Source organism: Haloferax sp. Q22, assembly GCF_001482285.1.
Taxonomy (GTDB): Archaea; Halobacteriota; Halobacteria; order Halobacteriales; family Haloferacaceae; genus Haloferax.
The window spans coordinates 110,084-134,597 of record NZ_LOEP01000016.1 but is presented as its reverse complement, the minus strand read 5'-3'; the positions used below and the strand labels follow the sequence as shown (position 1 = coordinate 134,597).

The 24,514-nt window shown below is 68.2% G+C and carries 25 protein-coding genes; 12 read left to right on the top strand and 13 right to left on the bottom strand.

Annotated elements, in window-relative coordinates; translation table 11 throughout:
- Positions 1 to 43 precede the first annotated feature (43 nt).
- Entirely contained in the window at positions 44 to 655 is a 612-nt protein-coding gene (locus AM590_RS06080; RefSeq protein WP_058826696.1) for a riboflavin synthase, read from the bottom strand.
- Between the two features lie 108 nt (positions 656 to 763).
- On the opposite strand from AM590_RS06080, the gene AM590_RS06075 reads away from it, so the two are divergent.
- The gene (locus AM590_RS06075) at positions 764 to 1,501 is read left to right on the top strand and encodes a DUF502 domain-containing protein (RefSeq protein ID WP_058826695.1); all 738 of its coding nucleotides are present in this window, start codon (positions 764 to 766) and stop codon (positions 1,499 to 1,501) included.
- A gap of 15 nt (positions 1,502 to 1,516) precedes the next feature.
- Here AM590_RS06075 and AM590_RS06070 read toward each other — a convergent pair whose 3' ends face one another.
- Positions 1,517 to 3,343 (bottom strand): SLC13 family permease, encoded by a 1,827-nt coding sequence (locus AM590_RS06070; protein WP_058826694.1) that lies wholly within the window; start codon positions 3,341 to 3,343, stop codon positions 1,517 to 1,519.
- A gap of 151 nt (positions 3,344 to 3,494) precedes the next feature.
- Between AM590_RS06070 and AM590_RS06065 the strand changes: the two genes are divergently transcribed.
- Positions 3,495 to 3,737 carry a hypothetical protein gene (locus tag AM590_RS06065; protein WP_058826693.1) on the top strand — a complete coding sequence of 81 codons (243 nt, stop codon included), beginning with the start codon at positions 3,495 to 3,497 and terminating at the stop codon, positions 3,735 to 3,737.
- Here the strand turns inward: AM590_RS06065 and AM590_RS06060 are convergent, their stop codons facing one another.
- From AM590_RS06060 to AM590_RS06045, 5 genes are all read right to left on the bottom strand, one after another.
- Complete coding sequence (locus tag AM590_RS06060) at positions 3,738 to 4,901, bottom strand: M24 family metallopeptidase (RefSeq protein ID WP_058826692.1); 1,164 nt, start codon at positions 4,899 to 4,901, stop codon at positions 3,738 to 3,740.
- A 6-nt stretch (positions 4,902 to 4,907) separates the two neighbouring features.
- Positions 4,908 to 6,758 carry a UvrD-helicase domain-containing protein gene (locus AM590_RS06055; protein ID WP_058826691.1) on the bottom strand — a complete coding sequence of 617 codons (1,851 nt, stop codon included), beginning with the start codon at positions 6,756 to 6,758 and terminating at the stop codon, positions 4,908 to 4,910.
- Between the two features lie 158 nt (positions 6,759 to 6,916).
- Positions 6,917 to 7,093, bottom strand: a complete 177-nt coding sequence (locus AM590_RS21330; protein ID WP_004973500.1) for an HVO_0416 family zinc finger protein — start codon at positions 7,091 to 7,093, stop codon at positions 6,917 to 6,919.
- Between the two features lie 91 nt (positions 7,094 to 7,184).
- The gene (locus AM590_RS06050; protein ID WP_058826690.1) at positions 7,185 to 8,699 is read right to left on the bottom strand and encodes a carboxypeptidase M32; all 1,515 of its coding nucleotides are present in this window, start codon (positions 8,697 to 8,699) and stop codon (positions 7,185 to 7,187) included.
- A 353-nt stretch (positions 8,700 to 9,052) separates the two neighbouring features.
- Entirely contained in the window at positions 9,053 to 10,147 is a 1,095-nt protein-coding gene (locus tag AM590_RS06045) for a M20 family metallopeptidase (protein ID WP_058826689.1), read from the bottom strand.
- 159 nt (positions 10,148 to 10,306) lie between these two features.
- Here AM590_RS06045 and AM590_RS06040 point away from each other — a divergent pair, with 159 nt between their 5' ends.
- Both AM590_RS06040 and AM590_RS06035 read left to right on the top strand, forming a co-directional pair.
- Positions 10,307 to 11,938, top strand: coding sequence for a methyl-accepting chemotaxis protein (locus AM590_RS06040; RefSeq protein ID WP_058826688.1), 1,632 nt, complete (start codon positions 10,307 to 10,309; stop codon positions 11,936 to 11,938).
- Between the two features lie 117 nt (positions 11,939 to 12,055).
- Positions 12,056 to 13,936: a PINc/VapC family ATPase gene (locus tag AM590_RS06035; protein WP_058826687.1), complete on the top strand. Its 1,881-nt coding sequence runs from the start codon at positions 12,056 to 12,058 to the stop codon at positions 13,934 to 13,936.
- 111 nt (positions 13,937 to 14,047) lie between these two features.
- On the opposite strand, the gene AM590_RS06030 is transcribed toward AM590_RS06035, so the two are convergent.
- A complete protein-coding gene (locus AM590_RS06030; RefSeq protein ID WP_004044502.1) occupies positions 14,048 to 14,341 on the bottom strand; it encodes a helix-turn-helix domain-containing protein in 294 nt (97 codons plus the stop codon).
- 124 nt (positions 14,342 to 14,465) lie between these two features.
- Here AM590_RS06030 and AM590_RS06025 point away from each other — a divergent pair, with 124 nt between their 5' ends.
- The 4 genes from AM590_RS06025 (at position 14,466) to AM590_RS06010 (ending at position 18,191) form a co-directional block, all read left to right on the top strand.
- A complete protein-coding gene (locus AM590_RS06025) occupies positions 14,466 to 14,780 on the top strand; it encodes a hypothetical protein (RefSeq protein ID WP_058826686.1) in 315 nt (104 codons plus the stop codon).
- Between the two features lie 2 nt (positions 14,781 to 14,782).
- Positions 14,783 to 16,597, top strand: a complete 1,815-nt coding sequence (locus tag AM590_RS06020; RefSeq protein WP_058826685.1) for a ribosome biogenesis/translation initiation ATPase RLI — start codon at positions 14,783 to 14,785, stop codon at positions 16,595 to 16,597.
- Positions 16,598 to 16,736: 139 nt separating this feature from the next.
- Positions 16,737 to 17,654 carry a VOC family protein gene (locus AM590_RS06015; protein ID WP_058826684.1) on the top strand — a complete coding sequence of 306 codons (918 nt, stop codon included), beginning with the start codon at positions 16,737 to 16,739 and terminating at the stop codon, positions 17,652 to 17,654.
- A gap of 54 nt (positions 17,655 to 17,708) precedes the next feature.
- Positions 17,709 to 18,191 carry a YbhB/YbcL family Raf kinase inhibitor-like protein gene (locus AM590_RS06010; RefSeq protein WP_058826683.1) on the top strand — a complete coding sequence of 161 codons (483 nt, stop codon included), beginning with the start codon at positions 17,709 to 17,711 and terminating at the stop codon, positions 18,189 to 18,191.
- Between the two features lie 24 nt (positions 18,192 to 18,215).
- Here the strand turns inward: AM590_RS06010 and rtcA are convergent, their stop codons facing one another.
- The 3 genes from rtcA to AM590_RS05995 form a co-directional block, all read right to left on the bottom strand.
- Positions 18,216 to 19,325 carry an RNA 3'-terminal phosphate cyclase gene (rtcA, locus tag AM590_RS06005; RefSeq protein WP_058826682.1) on the bottom strand — a complete coding sequence of 370 codons (1,110 nt, stop codon included), beginning with the start codon at positions 19,323 to 19,325 and terminating at the stop codon, positions 18,216 to 18,218.
- Complete coding sequence (locus tag AM590_RS06000) at positions 19,326 to 19,775, bottom strand: universal stress protein (RefSeq protein WP_058826681.1); 450 nt, start codon at positions 19,773 to 19,775, stop codon at positions 19,326 to 19,328.
- 82 nt (positions 19,776 to 19,857) lie between these two features.
- Complete coding sequence (locus AM590_RS05995; protein WP_004969113.1) at positions 19,858 to 20,379, bottom strand: archaemetzincin family Zn-dependent metalloprotease; 522 nt, start codon at positions 20,377 to 20,379, stop codon at positions 19,858 to 19,860.
- A 39-nt stretch (positions 20,380 to 20,418) separates the two neighbouring features.
- Here AM590_RS05995 and AM590_RS05990 point away from each other — a divergent pair, with 39 nt between their 5' ends.
- From AM590_RS05990 to AM590_RS05980, 3 genes are read left to right on the top strand one after another with little or no spacing between them, the layout of a single operon-like run.
- Positions 20,419 to 20,850: a UPF0146 family protein gene (locus AM590_RS05990; protein WP_058826680.1), complete on the top strand. Its 432-nt coding sequence runs from the start codon at positions 20,419 to 20,421 to the stop codon at positions 20,848 to 20,850.
- Between the two features lie 52 nt (positions 20,851 to 20,902).
- Positions 20,903 to 21,757, top strand: a complete 855-nt coding sequence (locus tag AM590_RS05985; RefSeq protein ID WP_058826679.1) for a TIGR01548 family HAD-type hydrolase — start codon at positions 20,903 to 20,905, stop codon at positions 21,755 to 21,757.
- Positions 21,758 to 21,806: 49 nt separating this feature from the next.
- A complete protein-coding gene (locus tag AM590_RS05980) occupies positions 21,807 to 22,019 on the top strand; it encodes a hypothetical protein (RefSeq protein ID WP_058826678.1) in 213 nt (70 codons plus the stop codon).
- Positions 22,020 to 22,023: 4 nt separating this feature from the next.
- On the opposite strand, the gene AM590_RS05975 is transcribed toward AM590_RS05980, so the two are convergent.
- Positions 22,024 to 22,224 carry a hypothetical protein gene (locus tag AM590_RS05975; RefSeq protein WP_058826894.1) on the bottom strand — a complete coding sequence of 67 codons (201 nt, stop codon included), beginning with the start codon at positions 22,222 to 22,224 and terminating at the stop codon, positions 22,024 to 22,026.
- Positions 22,225 to 22,330: 106 nt separating this feature from the next.
- Between AM590_RS05975 and npdG the strand changes: the two genes are divergently transcribed.
- Complete coding sequence (gene npdG, locus AM590_RS05970) at positions 22,331 to 22,999, top strand: NADPH-dependent F420 reductase (protein ID WP_058826677.1); 669 nt, start codon at positions 22,331 to 22,333, stop codon at positions 22,997 to 22,999.
- Positions 23,000 to 23,029: 30 nt separating this feature from the next.
- Here npdG and AM590_RS05965 read toward each other — a convergent pair whose 3' ends face one another.
- A complete protein-coding gene (locus AM590_RS05965; protein WP_058826676.1) occupies positions 23,030 to 24,283 on the bottom strand; it encodes an MFS transporter in 1,254 nt (417 codons plus the stop codon).
- Positions 24,284 to 24,514: the final 231 nt, after the last annotated feature.

Sequence of the window (24,514 nt, the reverse complement as noted above, 5' to 3'; positions counted from 1 at the left end):
CGACGACGGCGCGGGAACGTACGAAACGAAAGAACCGGTCGCCCTACTCGGCGACCAACCGCTCGGCGTAGCCGTCGAGCATCGACTCGACGTACTTCGCCACCACGTCGACCTCGACGTGAATCGGGTCGCCGACCGCTTTTTCGGAGAGCGTCGTCAGGTCGTAGGTCGTCGGGATGATAGCCACGGCGAAAGAGTCCTCGCGGCGGTCGGCCACGGTGAGGCTGATGCCGTCGAGACAGACCGAGCCCTTCTGGACGACGTACTTCGCCAGCGACTCGGGGAGGTCGAACTCGAAGAACCAGTCGTCGCCGACGCGCTCGACGTTCGTGACCGTCGTCGTGCCGTCGACGTGGCCCTGGACGATGTGGCCGTCGAAGCGGTCGTCGGCCGCGAGGGCGCGTTCGAGGTTGACGCGGTCGCCCTCGACCACGTCGCCGAGGTAGGTCTTCTCGACGGTCTCCGCCGCGAGGAACACCTCGAACCAGTCGTCGCCGAACGCCTCGACGGTCAGGCAGACGCCCGAGACCGCGATTGACTGGCCGTGATGGAGGTCGTCGAACGCGAGGTCGGTGCGGATGCGGAGGCGGCGACCACCGTCGGTGTCTGTCACATCGACGATTTCGCCCGCCCCCTCCACGATTCCCGTGAACATACCCGCGCTTCGGACGGGTGAAGTTAATGCCTATCGTTTCCGTTTTCTATCACGTTTCTGTGGCACTCTCGCCCATACAATTTTACGCTCGTCGTCCGGAGAGTCGGTATGGACGTTCTGGCCCGACTGCGGAGCAGTTTCGTCACCGGTCTCATTCTCGTCACTCCGCTGGCCGTGACCGTGTTCGTCCTCCAGTTCGTGTTCAATCGCATCACCGCCGCGCTCCGCCCGGTCGTCCGCGAGGTGACGCCCTTCCTCGCCGGGGCGCTCAACTACTCCGGCGACATCGTGTTCATCTCGCAGGTGCTGTCGGCGCTCATCATCGCCGTGGCCATCTCGCTTCTCGGCTACCTCGCGTCGATAAGTCTCGGCCAGCGGCTCTTCGGGAGCTTCGAGCGCGGCGTTCGACTCCTGCCGCTCGTCCGCACTATCTACTTCGGCGTCCGGCAGGTGTCGGAGTCGCTCACGGAACCGACCGCCGGCTACGACCGCGTGGTGTTGGTCGAGTACCCACGGGAGGGCCTGTTCTCCATCGGTTTCGTCACCAACGAGGCACCGCAGTCGGTGTCGGCGGTGTCCGACGACGACCTGTTTACCGTGTTCGTCCCGAACAGTCCGAACCCGACCGCCGGGGCGCTCATCATGGTCTCGCCCGAGGAGATTCGCGAACTCGACATGCCGGTCCGGCGCGGCCTCAGACTGCTCGTCACCACGGGCCTGAGCGTTGATGACCCCGAGACGCTCCCCTCGGGGCCGGCGGCCTACGACCCGTCGAACGGCGACGACGTCCGGTCGGAGTCGGAGCAGCGACGGAGCGCGGGCGAGACGCAAAAGCGAGCCGAGTGAGTCGCCACGACGGCCTCACAGCCCCCAGATGAGGACGATTCCGGCAGTCGTGACGACCGTGAGTAACAGTTGGAGCGGCGCGCCGACGCGGAGGTAGTCGGTAAAGCGGTAGCCGCCGGGACCGTACACCATCAGGTTCGTCTGGTAGCCGATGGGCGTCATGAACGCCGTGCTCCCGCCGAAGGTGACCGCGATGGCGAAGCCGAAGGGGTCGGCACCGAGGCCGTACGCGGTGTCGATGGCGACCGGCAACAGGAGGACGACGCTGGCGACCGGCGTGATGACGTTCGCCAACAGCCCCGTGAGCAGGTAGAACGCGGCGACGACGGCGACGACGGGCAGATAGGTCGCGGCGACGCCGACGAGGTCCGAGAGGAGTGCGACGCCGCCGGTCAGTTGGAGCGCCCGCCCCAGCGGGATGACGCCCGCGAGCAGGAAGATGACGTTCCAACTCACCGCGTCGTAGGCGTCGCTCGCCGACAGACAGCCGAGCGAGACCATCGTGGCGACGCCGCCGAGTGCGGCGATAGCGATGGGGACGACGCCGAGCGCGGCCAGTCCGATGACCGCCGCGACGACGGCGAACGCGCGGAACGCCGTGGGCGACAGCCCGCCGTTGTCCTCGATGAACTCGTCTGCGACCTCGCTGGTCACGATGAAGTCGCCGCTGTCGCGGAGGTACCGCGCCGTCTCGTTCGTCGTCTGGAGGAGCAGCGAGTCACCGACCTGGAGGTCCACGTCTCTGAAGTGCTCGCGGATGAGGTCACCGCCGCGCCGGCGGACCGCGAGCACCGTCGCGTCGTACCGCTCGCGGAGTCGCGCCCCGCCGATGGTCTCGCCGACGAGGCCGGACTCGCGGGGGACGACGAGTTCCACGAGCGCCACGCGGTCGGGGCGGTCGAGTTCGGCGTCGGTGATCGACGCGCGCGGGAGGAACCGCAGGTCCGCCAGGTCACAGAAGCGCCGAATCGTCGCGGGGTCGCCTCGGATGGTCAGGATGTCCCGCGCCTCGACCTCGCGGTCGGAGTCGGCGGCGATGAAATGTTCGCCGCCGCGGAGCACGTCGAGGATGTCCACGTTGAGGTCGCGGTAGGTGTCGTCGGAAATCTCGCCCGCCGGGACGCCGACGAGTGGCGACCGTGCGGAGACGAGCACGCGGGCGAGAAACGGCTCGACGCCGTAGTTGCCGGTTCGGTTCCCGGGCTCGATTCGCTCGGGCAGGAGTCGCGGCGCGACCGTCAGCAGGTAGCCCGCGCCGACGACGAACACCACCGCGCCGAGGGGGGTGAACGTGAACATCGAAAACGGCGGCAGCCCGGTCGCCTCGGCGTAGGCCTCGCTGGCGACGAGGTTCGTCGCCGTCCCGACGAGCGTGAGCGTGCCGCCGAGCATCGAGGCGTACGAGAGCGGGATGAGGAGCTTCGACGGCGAGACGTTCGCCTGGTCGGCGAGGTCCGAAACCATCGGGACGAACACGGCCACGACGGGCGTGTTGTTGACGACGCCCGCGATGGGACCGGTGAGCCCGACGACCGCGGCGAGCAGTCGGTTCTCGCTCCCGTTCGTGAACGAGGCGACTGCGTCGCCGAGGACGCGAATCGCGCCGGTCTGTCGAACCCCCTCGCTGAGGGCGTACATCGAGAGGATGGTGATGGTCGCGGCGCTCGAAAACCCCGACAGCCCCGTCTGGAGGTCGACTCCCGTCCACGGTTCGAGGACGACGAGCGCGACGATGACGCCGATTGCCGTCACGTCCGGCGGGGCCGCCTCCGTCACGAACAGCGCCATCGTGACGACGACGAGCGCGAAAACGACGAGCATCCCGGACGTGACGGCGACCATGCGGGCAGTCGATTCGGAGACGGCTTAATGCTACCCCGCGTGACTGTCGGTCGCATCGACGGGTCGGTGGCTTCCGGCGAGCGAGCGACCGCGAGCCGCGCCCGCTTGTCGGTCGCGACGCTTTTACTCGCCCGTGGTGTAGCCACGGGCGATGCGACTCGGAATCTTGGAGATGGTCGGTCTCGCGGCGACCCTCATCTTCGCCATCCCCGTCGGCGGCTTCGGACTCACGCTCCTCGCCGACGGTCAGACCGTCTTCGGCGGCGCGATGCTCCTTCTCGCGGTGCTCATGGTCGCGCTCCCGAAGTTCCTCACCATGCCGCAGGACGTCCCCTCGCTCGCGGCCGAGAAAGTCATCGGCGGCGTCGCAAAAGAGCCGGACGAAGACGAATAACTACCAGCGACTCGGGTCGAGACCGGCCGGCGCGTCGCCGACCAGTCGCGGCCCGTCTTCGCCGACGACCAGCACGTCGGTCAGTTCGACCCGTCCGTGGTCCGCGTGCGTGACCGCGGACCGGACTCGCAGGACGTTGCCGGCGACGAGTTCTCGGTCGCCGTCGAGCGGCGGGTCTTCGCGGGCCGCGAGGCCGATGCCGCCGCCCACGTCTCTCGTCACCTCGTCGGCCATCGAGAAGCCGAACGCGGCGGTCTCTGCGCGGAGTTCGCTCCCGAGGAAGCCGGCGTCGTCGCCGGGGTCCGCTTCGACCAGACTGACTTTTCTGGCGGCGTCGCAGGCGACGTGCGCCCGGCGCTCCCACCCGCCGTCGGGGTCGACGACGAAGGTGCGAGCCAGCGCGCCGCGGTAGCCCGTCGGACCGCGCGGGCCGACCGAGACGACGATGGGTTCGCCCGGCCGGAGTTCGACCGGTTCGTTCTCACCACCCCGGGTTCCGGCGCGAACCGTCGTCGCGCCCGCGGAATCGACGCCCTCGACCGCGAGCGTCGCGTTCACCTGTCGGCGGAGTCGCTCGGTGGACAGCGGCGCGCCGTCCCAGGAGAGGGCGGGTTCGCCGTCGTCGCCGTCGCCGCCGTTCCCCTCACGGTCGCTGTCGGTGTCGTCGGCTTCCTCGACCGTCGCCGCCGACAGTATCGCGGCGGCGCGTCCGACGCCGCGGGTCGCCGCGCGCTGGACGGCCTCGATGGCGTCGCGCTCGGCGTCGTCTTTCACCGCGCGGGCGTCTGCGACCGCCGGGGTCGACGCGAGGTCGTAGCCCGCCGATTCGAGGTGGAGCGCGGCGTCGTGCGGAACCGTCCGCGGCGCGAGGACGGTCCCGTCGGAAGCGCCGTGTTCTGCGAGGACGGCCGCGGCGGCCTTCCCCGGCGGCCTGTCATCGACGCGGACCGAGGCGACCGGGAGCGACGGCGGTTCGACGGTCGAGGGGACTCGGAGATGCGTCTCGCCGGCGACGCGGACGAACACGAGGTCGCAGTCGAAGTCGCGACCCGTGAGGTATCGACTGGTCGGGTCGGAACCGCGGGAGACGGCGACGAAGCCGACGGCGTCTCGCTCGGAAACGGCGGCGTCGATGGCGTCGCCGCCGCGCGGACCTCCCCGCACGGGACGTTACGCCTCGGGTTCGGGCGCGGGCGGTTCCTGCGCGTCGTCGACGAGATCCTGTGCGGGGTCCTCGCGAATCTCGTTGTGGAGGAGGACGCTGATGGGGAGCGTCGGCGCGCCGGTGACGAGGTTCTCGAGGACGATGAGGCGCTCGCGGGCGCGGGACATGCCCACGTAGAAGACGCGGCGCTCGTTGTCGGTGATGAGGGGGACGGGACTCGTCGTCGCGGTGAACTCCTCGATGCCGCGGGCTTCGAGCTCCTCGTCGGAGACGGAGGCGGCCATCTGCTCGACGACCTTCTCGGTCAGGTCGGTCGCCATGAACACGTGGTCGGCCTCGCGACCCTTCGCGGAGTGGATGGTACCGACGCGGACGCGACTGGGGTCCATCCCCTCGTAGTCGCCGCCGAAGTACGCGTTGACGGACTTGCGCTGGAAGCTCGTCACCTTGCGCACCATGTCGCTCGCGGACGCGCTGTCGGGGGCGAAGGGCGCGAAGTTCTTGATCTCCTTCGTCGTGAACTCGATGTCCGTGATGTCGTCGACGCCGGCTTCCTCCTGTCTGTCGTCGATGGCGTCGAACAGGTCGTCGCGGTCGTTCGTGCCGAACGCGGAGTCCTGCAGCATGTCGGCGAGGCGGCGCGCCTCCAGCCCGTCGACGGGCTCTTCGGCGTCAAGCGCCTCGACCGCGCGGACGTACTGCGTGAGGCGGTCGGTCCACATGCGCTGGTCGGTCAGCGTCGAGAAGGGGATGCCCGACGGGAGGAACTCGTCGATGAACTGGAACATCTGGTAGCGCGCACGGAACAGCACCATCACGGTGCCCTCGTCTTTTTCGACGGTGTAGCGGACGTTCCGGGCGAGTTCGAGCATCGACGGGCTCTCGACGGCCTCGACCGCACCGCCTTCCTTGCGGGGTTTGAGGTCCTTCTCCTGTCGCTTGTCGATGTGACGAATCTCCCGGTTGACGACGTTGAGGACGTTCGACGGGAGGCGGTAGGAGTTCGGGAGAATCTCGTCGTTGTCGCGTTCGGCGTCGAGAAGCAGGTTCGGGTCCGCACCCTGCCACGCGTAGACGACCTGGTCGTCGTCGCCGGCGATGAGGACGCCCCTCATGTGGGGCTTCCACTCCTCGTACACGTCGTACTGGAGGGTCGTGATGTCCTGGAACTCGTCGATGACGAGGTAGTCGACGTTGGGGACGAGCGCGCGCTGCTTGACGCGTTCGAGCATGTCAGCGAATCCGACGAGCCCGTTTTCGCCCTTGTAGGCGCGCCACGCGCGGATAGCCTCGGGGATGTCGATGCGGTCGTCGTCGGAGGGCCACGTCGGGGTGTACTTGTTTCCTTCCTGCGCGTTTGGGTCGACTTCCGGCGGGAGGCGGACCTCCTCGACGTTCCACTGGAACGGTACGTCGTACCAGTCAGACACGTCGCGGCGGGTGCGCTGGAGCCACTGGCTCGTGGCGATGACCTTGTTCCCGATGGTGGTCGAGCGGGCGGTCCGACGGCCCGCGCCGCCGTACTCGTCTTCGAACTCGATGCTGTAGTCCTCACAGAACTCCTGTTTGTCGTTCTCGCCGACCACGTCGTTCCGCGAGAGGCTCAGCAGTTCGTACGCCTTCGCGTGCATCGTCGAGACGTTCCCCTTCAGCGACCGCGGGTTGATGTCGAGTCGCTCCGCGAGCCGGTCGCGGACCTCGGCCGCCGCGGCGCGAGTGTAAGAGACAACGAGAATGTCGCGGATGGTGACGCCGTCTTGTTCGAGAATCTCCTCGACCTTGTCGAGCAAGGCCGTGGTCTTCCCGCTTCCCGGGCCGCCGAACAGCCGGGTGACGGTCACGTCGGATTCGCTCATTGTGCACGTTCACGGCCTTATCGGTGATAAGCGACGTGCTTCGGACGAGGGCGAACGCGCCCGGAGTAGTGTAACTCGCCGGGCGTTCGCGGACGGCTCACCGAACGGGTGAGAAACCGTCGAGAACAGGTGCTTGTGGCTTGGTCAGTTCGGACGCGTCAGGCCTCCGGCACCCACCCGCAGACGGAGCAGGTTGCCGCGCCCATGTCGTGCAGGGCCCCGCAGTCGGGACACTGCAGCTTGTTATAGGATCGGTCCCAGCGTACCGGTTCTGTCTCGTGACCGCGGTCGGTCAAGAACTGGTCGAACAAGTCGTCACTGGGTGCTGAGGCCATACGTGGTATGATATGGCATACCCCTATTTAGTTCCTGCGACGACTCCGAGTCGTCGAAAATCGGGGGACTGCGGCGGACTGTCAGTCTCGCCTACAGGTCGTACAGCGCCCCGTATTTCGACTCGACGTAGTCGAGGAACGCGTCGGCGGCGAAGTCTTCACCGGTGGCTCGCTTCACGAGGTCGTTGGTCTCGTAGCGGCGGCCGTGCCGGTGGACGTTCTCGCGGAGCCACTCGCGGAGGTCGCCGAACTCGCCGTCGGCCAACTTCGCGTCGAGGTCGTCGATGTCTTCCTCGGCGGCCGAAAACAGTTGGGCGGCCATGATGGAGCCGAGCGAGTAGGTCGGGAAGTAGCCGAAGTTCCCGTACGCCCAGTGGATGTCCTGCAGACAGCCCTCGGAATCGGTGTCCGGCCGGATGCCGAGGTACTCCTCGTACTTGTCGTTCCACGCCTCCGGCACGTCCTCGACAGCGAGGTCGCCGGCGATGAGTTCGCGTTCGAGTTCGAACCGGATGACGATGTGCAGGTGGTAGGTCAGCTCGTCCGCTTCGACGCGGATGAGGTTATCGTCGTACACCTGATTGGCGGCCTCGTAGGCCTCCTCGACCGTCGCGTCGACCTCGGGGAACCGGTCTTCGAGCGTGGGGAGGAAGTGCTGCCAGAAGGCCCGCGAGCGCCCGACGTGGTTCTCCCAGAGCCGCGACTGCGACTCGTGGACCGAGAGGTTGCGGTTCTCGCCGAGCGGCGTCGCGTAGTGCTCGTCCGGCAGGCCGAGCGTGTACAGCGCGTGGCCGAACTCGTGGACGGTCGAGAACAGCGACCCGAGCACGTCGGACTCGTCGTAGCGGGTCGTCACGCGGGCGTCGAACTGCGTTCCCGACGAGAACGGGTGCGGGGCGGTGTCGAGGCGGCCGCGCTCCCACGGGTAGCCGAGCGTCGAGAGCGCGTCGCGGACGAGCGCCTCCTGGTCGTCCTCAGGGAACTCGCCCTCGAAGGCGTCCACCGCGAGGTCAACGTCGGATTCGCGGATGTCCTCTATCATCGGGACGAGCACCTCGCGCACCTCGGCGAGAATCTCTTCGGCCTGTTCGAGGGGGAGACACGGCTCGTAGTCCTCGAACAGCACCTCGTAGGGGTCGCGGTCGGGGTCGATGTGTTCGGCGTACTGTCGCTTCAGTTCGACGTGCTTCTCCAGATGCGGCGCGAATTTCTCGAAGTCGTCTTCGGCCTTCGCCTGCTTCCACGACGGGATGGCCTCCGACGACGCCGCCGAAATCTTCTCGACGAGGTCGTTCGGCACGCGGGCCGCCCGCTCGTAGTCGCGGCGGAGTTCGCGCAGCACGTCGGCCTGCTCGTCGGTCGGGTCGTCGGCCTCGGCCGCGTCGAGGAGGTCGCCGAACTCGTCGTCGGTCAGGAGTTCGTGGCTCAACGCGGAGAGCGCCGACATCTGCTGGGAGCGCGCGGGCGTCCCCTCGTCGGGCATCATGACCTGCTGGTCCCACGAGAGGATGCCGCCGGCGTTCTCGACGTTGGCGATTCGCTTGTACTTCTGGAGGAGTCGGTCGTACGCCGACTCCGAGTCGGATTCCGCGGAGGACTGTGCCATGGTACGTACGGTGGTCTCGGAGGCGTATTAAATCGCAGGAGCCGGTTATCGGTGTGTGTGTTTCGAGATTCGCCCGCAACTGGTTGCTCTACTGGCACCGACAACGTGCCAACCGGACTCACCGACACAACAGCCGTGAACAACACCGCGAAAGCCCCCGCGAGCGACGGCTCCCGCGGCGACGCGCGCTCCTCGGCCTCCGGCCTGCGGTGCTCACGCCGCCGGGGTTCGCCCTCGCTCACGGCCCCTTTCAGTCCCGCCCGGTGGTTTGTCGGGAGTCGTCGCGGATGGAGTGTTCAGGTCTCGTCGCGGGCGGGGCGTTCAGTCGTCGTCGCGGCGGCGGTTGGCCGCGCTCACCAGTCTTCCACGAGCGCGCGGTACGTCTCGTAACAGCGCTCCAGTACGTCGAGCGACACGCTCTCGTCTTTCGTGTGCGCCTCGCCGGGTTCCGAGGGGCCGTAGACGACGCAGGTCGTGCCCGCCTGCGCCAGCCATCCGGCGTCGGTCGCGTGGGGTTTCGTCGTCTGTTCAGGGTCCGCGTCCCCGCGGGCCTCGTGGACCGACTGGGCGACGTCGAGGACGCGCTCCGCGAAGTCGGCGTCGTCGCACGCCATCGGCGGGAGGTCCTGTTCGACGACCCACTCGACGCCCTCGATGTTCTCCGTCAGCGCGAGGTCGGCGAAGCCGCCGGGGACGGTCCGCTCGTCGATAGTCACCTCGCAGCGGTCGGGGATGACGTTCCACGCGCTCCCGCCGTCGATTTCGGTGACGGCGATGCTCCCCGAGACGGTGTGGCCGAGGACCTCCGTGTCTGGGAACGTCAGTCCGCGCACCACGTCGACGGCGTCGCAGGCGCGGTAGACGGCGTTTTCGCCGCTCTCGGGGACGCTGGCGTGGCAGGCGACCCCGGTCACGACGAGGGTGCTCGCCCGACGGCCGCGGTGGGCGACGACCACGTCGGTCCGGTCCGGTCCGGTGTAGTTCGTCGACCCCTCGGCGACGACGGCGTAGTCGAGTTCGAAGCCGTCGTCGAGGGCGGCGCGGACGCCCTCTCCACCGATTTCCTCGCCGACGAACGAGGCGAAGACGACCTCGGACTCGGCGTCTGCGGCGGCGTCGCGGAAGGCGAGCATCGAGGCCGCGACTGCTCCTTTCATGTCCGCCGCCCCACGGCCGTAGAGTCGGCCATCGCGAGTCTCGACCACGTAGTCACCGTCGTCGGTCGTCTGTCGGTCGGCCGGCGGGACCACGTCGTGGTGGCCGACGAGCGCGAGCGACTCGCCGACGCCGGGGTTGGCGCGGGCGACGACGTTCCCCGCGTCGTCTCTGGTCACGTCGGCGTCGGTCTCCTCGCGGAGCCACGATTCGATGCGGTCGCCGACGGCGGTCTCGTCCTCGTGGCTCGGCACCGACACGAGGGCCGCCGTGAGGTCGCGGAGTTCGTCCATGCCGGCCCGTCGGCGGGTCGCCTCAAAAGCGTGTGGCGTCCGGCAGTCCGCGCGTGTACCCGTCGCAGCCGGGGGTGACTGCCGCCGCACAGCACCCGCCGTTATCAAATTTCGAGAATGCACGACCCGGCTTATTGTGCGTTCCCCGCACGTCCGAGTATGCGATTCGTCTCGACGTACGAACGGTTGCTCTGGGGAAGCATGGACGCGCTCGGTATCTCGGATTCGGTCGAGAGAAAAGTCGTCGCAGCCGTCGCCATCCAGTTCGCGGTCTCGCTCGCGCAGGCCGCGCTCCCGTGGGTCGCGACCGGGGCGCTCCGACTCGAACTCTCGGCGCTCTTCGTGTTCGGTGCCGGCCTCGCGTTCGTCAACACGATTATCATCACGCGAAAAGACATCGTCTCACCCATCGAGTCCATCTCGTCGGCGGCCGCGGGCGTCGCCGCGGGCGACCTGTCGGCCCGTCCCCCGGACGTGAGCGGGAACGACGAGGTGGCCCGCCTCGCCGACGACTTCGGCGCGATGCACGACCACCTCTGCGTCGTCGCCTCGCAGGCGGGCGCGCTCGCCGACCAGCGGTTCGACGACCCCGCGCTCGACGAGGACTTGCCGGGCGAGTTCGGCGACGCGCTCGACCGGATGCAGCGCGACCTCGCCGACTACACGCGCAACCTCCAGCACCTCGTGGAGGCGTTCGCCGAGGCGACTTCGCGGGCGCAGGCTGGCGACCTCACCGCCACCATCGACACCGACGACTGGGGCGTCGACGACGAGCGATACGAGGAGGTCGCGGCGACCTACAACGACCTCGTCAGCACCCTCTCGTCGACCATCGGCGAGGTGCAGTCGTTCGCACAGGAGGTGTCGCAGATGAGTTCGACCGCCCGCGAGCACGTCCGCCGGGCCGACGCCGCCAGCGAGGAAGTCGCCGCCTCGGTCACCGAAATCTCCGACGGCGCGGGGGCGCAGACGGAACACCTCCAGACCGTCTCCGACGAACTCAACACGCTCTCTGCGACCGTCGAGGAGATAGCCGCCTCCGCGGACGAGGTCGCCACCACCGCCGAGACGGCCTCCGAGCGCGGCGAGGTCGGCCGGGACGCGGCGACCGAGGCGATGGAGGAGTTAGACACCGTCGAGGCCCGAATCGACCGCACCGCCGACGCCGTCGCCGAACTCACCGAGAGCATCGAGGAGATAGACGAAATCGCGGCGTTCATCGACCACGTCGGCTCCCAGACTGATCTGCTCGCCATCAACGCGGCTATCGAGGCCGCCCACGCGGGCGAGGCGGGTGACGGCTTCGGCGTCGTCGCACAGGAGGTCAAGTCGCTCGCCGAGGAGACCCGCGACTCGGCCGACGAGGTGTCCGACCTCATCGCCGACATCACCGAGCACTCCGAGGAGACGCTCCCCGACGTGCGGGAGATGAACCGGCAGGTCGCGGACAGTCTGGAGACCGTCACCGAGGCCATCGGCGAGTTCGAGACCATCGTGGACATGGTGACGGACATCGACGCCAGCGTGGCCGAGGTGAGCGCCGCGACCGACCAGCAGGCCGAGTCGGCGGCGGACATCGCCGCCCGCGTCGACGACGTGGCCAACATCTCCGAGGAGACTTCCGGTCAGTCGCGGACCGTCGTGGAGACGGCACAGGAGCAGTCCGAATCTATCGGCGACCTCGCGGACCAGACCGAGGTGTTGTCGTCGCGGGCGGCCGACCTCGACGGACTCGTCGGGTCGTTCGAGGTCGTCGATGGGGAGCGACCCACCGCGCTGGCCGACGACTAAGTCGAGGGCGCGGAACGTGGGACGCGGAACGCGGGCCGCGGTACCACCCGACGCCCCACCGGCGGTGTCACCGCTTTTATCTACAACCTTATCCGTCACCCGCCCAAACTCACGCGCATGAAGATAGTGCCGGACACGAGCGCGGTCATCGACGGTCGCGTGTCCGAGCGAGTCGACGACGGCACCTACGAGGGTGCCGACGTACTCGTCCCCGAGGCGGTCGTCAGCGAACTCGAATCGCAGGCCAACGACGGCCGTGACACGGGCTGGGAGGGCCTCTCCGAACTCCAGCGTCTCGCCGAGTTCGCCGACGACGGCGTCATCGACCTCAAGTACGTCGGCCGTCGCCCGAGTTCGGGCGAGACGAAAGGTGCCGGCGAGGGCGACATCGACGCGCTCATCCGCGACATCGCCACCGAGCGGTCGGCGACGCTCCTGACGAGCGACGTGGTGCAGGCCGAAGTGGCGCGGGCGAAGGGCGTCTCGGTCGAGTACGTCGAGGCCGCGGTCCGCGGCTCCGGCGGGCTCATCATCGAGCGCTTCTTCGACGACCAGACGATGTCGGTGCACCTCAAGACCGACACCCGTCCGAAGGCCAAACGCGGCGCGGTCGGCGAGATGCACTACCAGCCCATCGCCGACGAACCGACCGACGAGGCGACGATGAAGGAGTGGGCCGACGACATCGTTAACTCCGCCCGCGCCGCCACCGACGGTTTCGTCGAACTCTCCGAGCCGGGCATGGACATCGTCCAGTTCCGCGACTACCGCATCGCGGTCGCCCGCCCGCCGTTCGCCGACGGCATCGAAATCACCGCCGTCCGCCCCATCGTCAAGACGGAACTCGACGACTACGAGTTCGCCGACGAACTCCGCGACCGACTCGCCGAGCGCCAGCGCGGCGTCCTCATCGCCGGGTCGCCCGGTGCCGGGAAGTCCACGTTCGCGCAGGCGGTCGCCGAGTTCCTCAACGACAGCGACTACGCGGTCAAGACGATGGAGAAGCCGCGCGACCTGCAGGTCGGTCCCGACATCACCCAGTACACCGCCCTCGGCGGCGACATGGCGAAGACGGCCGACTCCCTGCTCCTCGTGCGCCCGGACTACACCATCTACGACGAGGTCAGAAAGACCGAGGACTTCTCGGTGTTCTCCGACATGCGTCTGGCGGGCGTCGGCATGGTCGGCGTCGTCCACGCCACCCGCGCCATCGACGCGCTCCAGCGCCTCGTCGGCCGGGTCGAACTCGGCATGATTCCGCAGGTCGTCGACACCGTCGTCTACATCGAAGACGGCGAGGTCCACACGGTGTACGACGTGCGCACCGAGGTGAAGGTCCCCGAGGGCCTCTTCGCGGAGGACCTCGCCCGCCCGGTCATCCAGATTCGGGACTTCGAGACCGGCACGCCGGAGTACGAGATTTACACGTTCAACCGGCAGGTCGTCACCGTCCCGCTCGGCGAGGGCGGCGAGGAGAAGGAAAGCGGCGTCTCCCGGCTGGCGAAACAGGAGATCGAACGCGAGATTCGCTCCATCGCCCGCGGCCACGTCGACGTCGACCTGAAGGGCCAGAACCGCGCGGTCGTCTACGTCGAGGAAGACGACATCTCCTACGTCATCGGGAAGGGCGGCGGGCGCATCTCGGACGTGGAAGACCGTCTCGGCATCGACATCGACGTGCGGACCCACGACGAGAAGCCCTCGTCGTCGGGACAGCACGCGGGCGCGAACGCCGGCGGACAGTCCGGCGCGTCCGGTTCCGGCGGCGGGGCCGGTGAGGGCGTCGTCGTGACGCCCGAGGTCACCTCGCGGCACGTCATCGTCCGGATGGACGGCCACGTCGGCGAGACTGTCGAGGTCCGCGCGGACGACGAATACCTGTTCACGGCGACGGTCGGCCGCGGCGGCGACATTCAGGTCTCGCGCGGCAGCGCCATCGCCGAGGAACTGGAGAACGCTATCGATAGAAAACAGCAGATTACGGTCGTTCCGGCCTAGGAGAACGGCCGAATCGTTTTCGTCGGTCGAGGCTCGACCGGATCGACACGTCGCAACAGGTCTCTTCCGACACCGACTGCGAAGCGTGCGGTGGTTCCGCGACGGTTCTGGTTACTCGGCGCAGCAGGCCTTTTCCTTGCCGCCGTCGGCTTTGGCCTGCGCCTGCTGCGGCGCGAGATCGGTCAACTGATAGAGGTTCTGTCGGGCGTCGGCGAAGTAGACGTCCTCGTCGACGATACCGATTCCCTCCAGTCGTTCGAGCGCGTAGCGAACGGTTCGCGCCGAGAGCATCGACTCTTCGACGATGCCTTTCTGGGTGAGCGGACCGTTGTATTCGAGCACTTTGAAAACAAGCTTCGCACTCGGTGGGAGGTCGTCGAGACTCTCCTCTTCTGTTCCAGCCATCGTTACGAATCGAAACGCGCTACCAGCATAAACCTTGTTGGCCCGCGACCGGCCGACAACGCTTTATCCGCGCGGCGGCGGCAGGAACGAACGCCTTTTGACGCCGGATGTCGCAGGGAAACACATGGCCACGGAAACGCAGACCGGTCTCTCCAGTCATATTCGAGGAGTGACGGTCACGACACTCGCCTGCCTCGCCGGCATCGCCGCCGCGGTGCTCTCCGGGGCTGTGGTGGGGACGAGTCCCGAGGCCGCGACCAATCAGTTGGCCGTGGGTATCCTCGGGGCATCCGTCCTCGTCCAGTTCCCGGTGCTTCGCGTCGTTGGCGTCGACGTCAACGGGTTCGGCGCGAAGGACTACATCTACGTGGTGTTCATGACCTTCGCGCTCTGGTTCATCACGTTCGCCATCCTCCTGACTTCGGGTGTTCAGATATAACGATGGCCGACGATAGTATCGCCGTCGTCGACTTAGACCGGTGTTCCCCCGACCGCTGTAGCTACGAGTGCTCGAACTTCTGTCCGCCGAACCGAACGGGCAAAGAGTGCATCACGCTCCGCGGCGAGGACGCCGAGCAGGGCGGTCCCGACCAAGTGCGTATCTCCGAGGAGATCTGCCTCGGCGAGACCTGCGGCATCTGCGTCGAGAAGTGCCCCTTCGATGCAATCGAAATCATCAATCTCCCCTCGGAGCTCGACGAGGAGCCGACCCACCGCTACGGCGAGAACGCCTTCTCGCTGTACGGGCTTCCGGTCCCCGAATCCGGCTCGGTCACGGGTATCCTCGGACCGAACGGTATCGGGAAGACCACGGCCGTCCGCGCCCTCGCGGGCGAGATGGTTCCTAACCTCGGCAACTACGACGAGGAGCCGACGTGGGAGTCCGTCCTCGACCGCTTCCGCGGGACAGAACTCCAGAACTACGTCGAGCGGGTCCGCGACGGCGAGGTCTCCATCGCGCGCAAGCCGCAGTACGTCGACCAGATTCCCAAGCAGTTCGACGGCTCTGCCCGCGACCTCCTGGAGGCGACCGACGAGCGCGGCGCGCTCGACTCCTACATCGACCGCCTCGACATCGGTCCCGTCGTCGACAACGACATCAAGACGCTTTCCGGCGGCGAACTCCAGCGGGTCGCCCTCGCGGCGACGCTCGCCCGCGACCGCGACTTCTACTTCCTCGACGAGATTTCGCCGTACCTCGACATCGGCCAGCGCGTCACCGCTGCGCGGCTCATCCGCGAACTCGCGGAGGAAGAAGACCGCGCGGTGCTCGTGGTCGAACACGACCTCGCAATTCTCGACTTGCTCGCCGACACGCTCCACGTCGCCTACGGTGAGCCCGGGGCGTACGGTGTCATCACCGACCCCAAGTCGGTCCGAAACGGCATCAACGAGTATCTGAAAGGGTACCTCTCGAACGAGAACATGCGCATCCGTCCGGAGGCTATCACCTTCGAGGAACACGCGCCGCGCGAGACGACGAAGGCCGAACCCCTCGTCGAGTACCCCGAACTCGCCAAGTCCTACGGCGACGGCGAGTTCTCCCTCGACGTCGAGGCCGGCACCATCTACAACGGCGAAGTGCTCGGCATCGTCGGTCCCAACGGTATCGGGAAGTCGACGCTCGCACAGCTCTTCACGGGCGACCTGACGCCCGACCTTGGCGAGCTCGACTTCGCGCTCGACATCTCGTACAAGCCGCAGTACATCGAAATCGACCAGCCGATGCGGGTCGACGCGTTCCTCTCGTCTATCACCGACCAGTTCGGTTCGTCGTACTGGAACACCGAAATCGCGAATCCGCTCCAGCTCAACCGAATCATGGAGCGCAACCTCACCGACCTCTCCGGCGGTGAGCGTCAACGGGTCGCCATCGCGGCGTGCCTCTCGCAGGACGCCGACCTCTACCTGCTCGACGAGCCGTCTGCCCACCTCGACGTGGAACAGCGCGTGCAGGCCACCTCGGCCATCCGCCGCTACGCCGAGAACCACGACGCGACGGTCATGGTCATCGACCACGACATCTACATGATGGACCTGCTCGCGGACCGCCTGATGGTGTTCGACGGCGAGCCGTCCATCGAGGGCCACGCCTCGAAACCACAGGAGATGCGCGACGGCATGAACGACTTCCTGTCGGACCTCGACATCACGTTCCGCCGCGACGAGCGCACTCAGCGCCCGCGCATCAACAAGCCCGACTCGCAACTCGACCGCGAGCAGAAGCGCGCCGGCGAGTACTACTACGCCGAATAGCGACTCGGTACCCGTTCGCTCGCGTTTTCACCCCTCAGTTTCTCCGTCCTTCGCTCCCACACCTCCGGCTACACGCCGCGCCACGAGTGACCCCGATGTTACTACGGGCGTTTTCACGGTCACGCTCGAAGACGGAGGTATGACGAACGATTCCCCATCCGACGGTTCGCTCACGGACGACGCCCATCTCGGCCGGGTCGCGCTTCGCGTCGGCTCGCTCGACCGCGTCGTCCCGTTCTACCGCGACGTGGTCGGTCTCGAAGTCGAGCGCGAACGCGACGGTTCGCAAGCGATTCTCTCGGCCGGTGAGACCCCCATCGTCGTCCTCGACGAAGCCCCCGGCGCCCCGGAGCGCGGCCGCCGCGAAGCCGGGCTGTTCCACCTCGCGGTTCGCGTGCCCGACCGGGGCGCGCTCGGCGACGTGCTCTCCCGCGCCCGAACCCGCGCCAGCGACGCCGGCGCGACCCTCTCCGGCGCGTCCGACCATCTTGTCAGCGAGGCGCTGTACTTCCGCGACCCAGAGGGCAACGGCGTCGAGGTCTACCACGACCGCCCGCGCGAGGAGTGGCCGTGGACCGACGACCGCCGGGTGTCGATGGACACGCTTCCGCTCGACCTCGGGTCGCTCGCGGACGACGCCGCCGGCGCGGACCGCGCGCCAGACGGCACCGACCTCGGCCACGTCCACCTCGAAGTCACGAACGTCCCCCGTTCGCGGGACTTCTACGTCGACGCGCTCGGCATGCGCGTCCGCGACGAGGGCTACCCCGGCGCGTCGTTCGTCGCCGCCGGCGAGTACCACCACCACGTCGGCCTGAACAGTTGGAACAACCGGAGCGAACCGGCCGGAGAGGGCCGCGGAATCGAATGGTTCGAAATCGTCGTCCCCGACGCCGAGACGCTCGACGCGGTCCGCGGGTCGCTCGTCGCCGCCGGCCACGAGTTCGACGAGGTCGAGCCCGGCGACGGTGATGTGACCGCCGCGGCCGCCACGACCGATTCGCTCGTCCTCTCCGACCCAGACGGAATCGGCGTTCGCGTCGTTCACGGACGCTGACGCGTCGGTTTCCCCGAACTAATCGTTTTGTCGCTGGTCGCCTAACGGGACGGTATGATATCGAGCGATTCGAGCGAGCGCCGTCGCGGGCTCACCCTCCAGAGCCCGGCGTTCGACGACGGAAGCCCGATACCTCGCACGCACGGCTACGCGACCGAAAACGAGAGCCCGCCACTCCGAATCGGCGGTGTTCCCCCGGGAACCGTCTCGCTCGCGCTCGTGATGGACGACCCCGACGCGGTGAAGCCCGCGGGCAAGGTGTGGGACCACTGGCTCGTCTGGAACATCGACTCCGACATCGACGCCATCGAGGCGGGCGAGACGCCCCCGGGCGCGGTCGAGGGAACTAACAGCTACGGCGAGACGGGCTACGGCGGGCCGAACCCGCCGGACGGCGAGCACACCTATCGGTTCCTGTTGTACGCGCTCGACACCGCTCTGGACCTCGACGCCGGTGCGACGAAAGCCGACCTGAAGCGCGCCATCGCGGGACACGTCACCGCCGAGACGCAACTGACCGGAAAATACGCGCCCTGAGGCTGCCGAAGCCGGACCTTCCGGTCAGCGGCCGCCGTCTGACTCGACGACCGCGCCCGTCCCCGTCCCCGCCCCCAGACCTGCGACAGCGCCCGACCCCGCGCCGCGGTCGCTGTCTTCGCCCGCCCGGAGCGTCACGTCGTAGCCGAAGGCACGAATCACGTCGAGGTTCGTCCGCACGTGGTCCGTGACGGCGGGAATCCGCACGCGACCCCCGGCGAGCGCGACCCAGACGAGCAGTTGGTCGGCCATGTGGCGATCCACGGGCGCGTCGCCGCGGAGCCAGTCGAGGAACGACGCGGCCGCCCGCGACCCAACTGTTTCGGCCGGCGTACCGCGCTCGCCGTAGGCGTCGAAGCCGGCGACGAGCGACGCGGAGCAGTCGCCGCCTCTCTCGTCCTCTCCGCCTCGTGCGACGACGACCACGACGGACCCGGGCGAGTCACTCTCGACCGACGAGACCGACGACCGGACCGGGAGTTCGACGCCGGCATCGGCGAGCGCGTCGCGGACGCCCTCGACCTGTCGCTCGGCTACCGTGGCCTCAGCGAGCGAGTCGCTCGCGACCGAGTAGACCCGGAGTTCGTCGGGTTCTGCGCGGCGGGACAGCGCCAGCGGCGTCGGCTCGGCCGGCTCGATGCGGAGCGAAAGCCTGCCGCCCCCGGCCGGGTAAAAGCCGCGGCGAGGCACCGAGACGCCGAACTCGACGCCGAACGCCGAACACAGCGGGCGCTTCGCGTACCGGAGGTAGTCCGCCGGCGGCGACCACCGAACGTCGGTGCCGCCGGTGACGGTGAGCGAAAGCGGGTCGTCGAGAGCGACGGCCGCGGGGAGCAGCGTCTCGCAGACGAGCGTCGCGCTCCCGGCGGTTCCGACGGCCGCCTCGACCGGGTCGGTTCGGACTCCGCGGGGCGAGAAGCGGAGCGTCGAGGAGCCGACTTCGCCGCCCTCGACGTCGGCGTTCGAGACGGCCGCCGCGACCGAGACGCAGGCGACGTGCTGGGCCTTCAGACCGGGTGTCGAGCGGTTCCCGCGGACGTTCGTCATCTCGAACGGCTCGCCGGTCACGACCGAGAGCGCGAGGGCGGTTCGCAGGGGTTGGCCGCCGCCGTCGCGCCCGTCGAGTCGGCGCATTCAGCGGACGACGGTGACGGGGCAGGACGCCCGCTCGACCAGTTCCTTGGCGACGCTCCCGACCAGTCCCTCGTAGCGCTTCGAGAGGCCGCGGTGGCCGACGAAGATGCCGTCCGCGTTCGCCTCGTCGGCGTAGGTCGGAATCGCCTCCACGGGGTCGCCGTAGAGGAGTTCCGTGGTCGCTTCGACGCCCGCGTCGGCGGCGCGCTCGGCGGCCGCTTGCAGGACGTGTTCTGCGCGTGATTCCGCGTCTTCGAGGCTCTCGGCGACGATTCGGTCGCCGGTTCTGGCGACGCCCGCCACGGGCTCCTCGCCGCCTTCGACGAGGACCTGCGGTTCGACCGCGTGGACGATGGTGACCGTCGCACCCAGCGGTTCGAGCATCGTGAGCGCGTGGTCGAGCGCTCTGTCTGCGGCCGCAGAGCCGTCTACTGCAACGACGAAGTTCATACCTGAATACAGGTGCCGAGACGAGAAAAAGGGTGAGACGAGACGGGTCGGGACGAGCCGAACCGAGACCGGTTCCCGAGCGCTAGTGGACGAGTCGACTGCAGGTGCCGCAGAGGTTCTCTTCTTTCACATCCACCTCGCGGACCGTCGGCGAGAAGGACATGACGCACTTGTTGTTGTCGCAGTGTTCGAGGCCGAGGGTGTGGCCGATCTCGTGGACGACCTCCTTGCGAACGCGGTCGGACAGCACTTCGTCGGCGGGCTTGTTCGTGATGCCGCCGTCGGTGGAGGTCTGGAGTCGGTAAGTGGAGATGACGGAGCCGTTGCCGTTGAGGTACGCGAGGCCGAAGACGTAGTTTCGGCGGCGGTAGTAGAGGTCCTTCTCCGTGATGCCGATGTTCTTCTCGCCGCGGCCGATGCGGCTCGCCAGCTCGATGAACTGCTCGGCCCGGTACTGGTTTCGGCTCCGGTCGAACGCGCCCTCGGGAATCGCCTGATTCGAGTGCACGGTCACGTCGCAGTCGTAGACGGAGCGGAGTCCGGCGGATGCCTCCCGCTTGACGGCCGCAGAAATATCCCCGATAGGCACGATATCGACGAGCATGCGAGGGATTAAGCGGGGACGCTTCTTAAATATCCCGACGTGAAAAAATCGCTTCGCGACGCGCTCGTCGCACGGTTGTCGGGGTACGACCGCGCGGTCGAAGTCGGGGTTGGTCGGGAGCCATCGGTGGCGGCCGCCCTCGCCGACCGCGGGGTCGACGTGGTCGCCGTCGACGTGCACGACGTTCCCGTTCCCGAAGCCGTCTCGTTCGTCCGCGACGACGTGTTCGCCCGCGCCGACGCCTCCGACCTCGGCCCCTACGCCGACGTCGATGTCGTCTACGCCCTGAACGTCCCCGTCGAACTCCACCGGCCCGCTGCGGAGGTCGCCCGCCGCGCCGACGCCGATTTCCTGTTCACCACGCTCGGCTACGACGAGCCCTCGATTCCGGTCGCCCGCGAGACGCTTCCGGGCGACACGCTGTACGTCGCCGAGCGGGGGCGGCGGGGTCGGCGCGCCCGGCGGGACTAGTCCGCTCGGGCCCAAGAGTAAGGCACTTGCCCGCTCGCCGCGCGGTTCCGGTATGCACGCGGACGCTGTCGTCCTCGATATCGACGGAGTGCTCGTCGACGTCGCCGACTCTTACCGGCGCGCCATCGTCGAATCCGTGGACCGACACTACGGCACGACCATCTCCCGCGACGAGGTCCAACTGTTCAAGGACGCCGGCGGCTTCAACAACGACTGGGAACTGACGTACGCGGCGGCGCTGTACGTCCTCGCTGCCCGCGAGACCGACCTGTCGGTCGCCGAGTTCACCGACGAAATCGAGACCCGCGGCGGCGGCCTCGACGCCGCCGAGGCGACCGTCGAAGCCCTGTTTTCCGACCCGAGCGTCGTCTTCGACGAGTGGGACCCCGAGGCGCTCCGCGAGACGTTTCAGGCGCTCTACCTCGGAAGCGACCTTTACGGCGACCTCGAAGACGGCGAGCCGCCGTTCGAGGCCGCCGGCTACATCCACGACGAACCCGTGCTCCTCCGTCAGGAGACACTCGACGCCCTCGGCGACCGCGAACTTGGCGTCGTCACCGGTCGCCCCAGCGCCGAGGCCGACATCGCGCTCGACCGCGTCGGCCTCGACGTGGCCGACGACCACCGGTTCACGATGGACGACTGGGAGGAGGGCAAGCCCCACCCGGCCGCGCTCGTGACGGTTGCAGAGCGCCTCGGAGCCGACTCGGTCGTCTTCGTCGGCGACACCCTCGACGACGTGAAGACGGCGCTGAACGCCGACGCCGCCGACCCCGACCGCGTCTACTACGGCGTCGGCGTCCTCTCCGGCGGCCTGACTGGCGACGACGGCCGACAGAAGTTCTCGGAAATCGGCGCGGCCGCCGTCGTCGAGGACGTGAACGAGCTTCCGGACCTGCTCGACTGATGGCTCGGACGCTGACTCCGACACCCGTTTCGACGCCGGAGGGCCGCTGATGGGACACCTCCGCGCCTTCGTCGTCACGCTGCTCGCGCTCGACGCCGTCGTGGTCGTCGTCGGGACGTACCTCCTCCCGCCGGACCCGTTCACGCAGTTGTTCCTCGTCGGGCCGCTCCTGCTTTTGGCCCCGGTGGTCGCGTGGTGGCTCGTCTACCGCGACGGCTTCGAGCGGGTGCAGGCGCTCTTCGAGTCCGACGACGACGCCTGACGCCTCAGCCGGACCGACTCCCGAACCGTGCGCCGAGGTCGTCGACCAGCCTGACGACGAGATACACCGGCAGCACCCATATCAGCGCGATACAGAAGACACCGAGCGCGGTTCCGAGGATACCGTCGAGACCCGGCGCAGTCTGCATGAAAATCAGCACGACGAACCACAGCGTCAGCGCCTGAAAGTACCTCGATTCGTTCACGCTTTCATGACAGTTCTTTGAACCCATAGCGTTTTCTCCTCGCGGACACAGGCAGAACCGACCGGTCGCACAACCCTTTAGGTCGGCTCGGTCCGGAGGTGTGAGTATGCGAATCGCACTCCTCGGTGGGACCGGCGACATCGGCGAGGGCCTCGCCCTCCGCTGGGCCTACCACACCGACCACGAGGTCATCATCGGGTCGCGCGACCCCGACAAGGCCCGCGCGAAGGCCGACGAGTACGAGACCGAACTCTCCAGCCGCGGCCGCGACGTGAAGGTAAACGGCTTCACGAACGAGATGGCCGCCGACCGCGCCTCCGTGGTCGTCCTCGCCGTGCCGCCGTACCACGTCTCCGACACCGTCGAGGCCGTCGTCGACTCCCTGTCCGAGGGCGACGTGCTCGTCACGCCCGCCGCGGGCATCAAGCGCGACGACGACGGCTTCCACTACCACCCGCCGAAGGCGGGGAGCGTGACGGCGCTCGTCGCCGACGCGGCTCCCGACGACGTGCCGGTCGTCGGCGCGTTCCACAACCTCGCGGCCGGCCGACTGGCCGACCTCGACGCCGACCTCGGCATCGACACGCTCCTCGTCGCCGACGACGAGGACGCGAAGGAGACGGTGCGCCTGCTCGCCGAGGGCATCGACGGCCTCCGCGCCCTCGACGGCGGCGGCCTCGCCAACGCCCCCGAAATCGAGGCGGTGACGCCGCTTCTCATCAACGTCGCACAGAACAACGACGGCCTGCACGACCTCGGCATCGAGTTCAAGTAGCGCCGTTCGACCCGCGCCCGACGCGATTTCTCACGACAGTTCCGACCGCGGTGCCGTCGCGGCCTCCCCGTAGAGCGTCCGCGCTACGAGCAGTCCGACGACAACCACGAGCGCGACGCAGGCGAGGTACTCGACGCGGAAGCCGACCACCTCGGCCAGCGGGACGGCCACGAGCGGGCCGAGCGTCGACCCCGAGTCGCCGAAGACGTTGTAGACGCCGCCGAGTTTCCCCACGTCGTCGGCCGGACTGAGGTCGCCGAGATAGGCCAGAAGCGGCGGGTTCGACCCGCCGACGCCGATGCCGATGAGCGCCACGCCCGCGAGCGTCGAAGGGAGCGTCGGCACGAGCGCCAACAGCGCGAACCCGGACGCGAGGACGCCCAGTGCGGGCAGCGTCAGCGCCGCGCGGTTCGACAGACGGTCGGAGTACCGCCCGACGACGAGCGTCGTGACGCTCGACGCGACGACGCCGACGGCCATCACGACGCCGCTGACGCCGGCTCCGGAGAGGCCGCCGAGAGAGATGTCGTTCGCCGTCGCGTACAGCACGGCCGTCGAGAGGAGGACGCCCGCAAACAGGAATCGGACGGCGAAGTTGACGGTGCCGACGGTGAAGATGCGGATGTCCGAGCGCACCAGCCGCGGCACGTCGCGGAGCGAACTCGCCGCCGTCACGTCGGTCTGCACGTCCGGGAGGACGGAGATGGCGACGAGGGCGGCGAACAGGCCCGCGAACCCCGCGACGGCGAACGCGGTGGCGTAGCCGAACGCGTCGGTGACGAGGCCGCCGACGACGAGACCCGCGGGGAAGCCGAGGCTCTGCCCGCCGCGCATGTAGCCGACCCACTTCCCGCGGTTTTCGCCCGAGGTGACGTGCGTGATGGTGCTGAACGCGCCGACGAAGACGAACGCCGAGCCGACGCCCCAGCAGGCCCGCGACAGGAGGAAGATAGTCGCGCTGTCGAGCGGAATCGGACCGGGGTTCAGTCCGAGGACGTAGCCGAACGGCGACAGCCCCTGCACGACGAATCCGGCTATCATCGGCCGGCGGGTCCCCATCCGGTCGAGTATCTGCCCGGCGGGCGTGTTCACGACCAGTCGGGTGAACCGGTTCGCAGAGAGGATGAGACCGACCACGAACGGCGTGATGCCGATGATGGGACCGAGCGTCGGCAGCGTCGGGAAGGCGACGCCCGCGCCGACGCCGCCGAAGAAGACGCCCGCGATGAGGCTCCCGGCGACGAACTCGACTGACGGCTCGTCGCCGCCGAACAGCCGACTCACGCGGCCGACCCTCGGGAGGCGGGCGCGGCGCGGTGGGGCGTGGGGTGCGCGGGAACGGACTGGCGGACGCGGGTTCGGGGGGCGTGCATCGAGAGAGTGCGCTATCGTGAGTCCACGCTCTTGGTGCTTTGCAATCGGGCCGTCTCGTCCGGAAACTGCGGGCGACGACCAGCAAGCGGCGACGGTCGAACGCCGACGCCGCGTTGCGGGGTGCGGCCGTGGAGAGCCGTC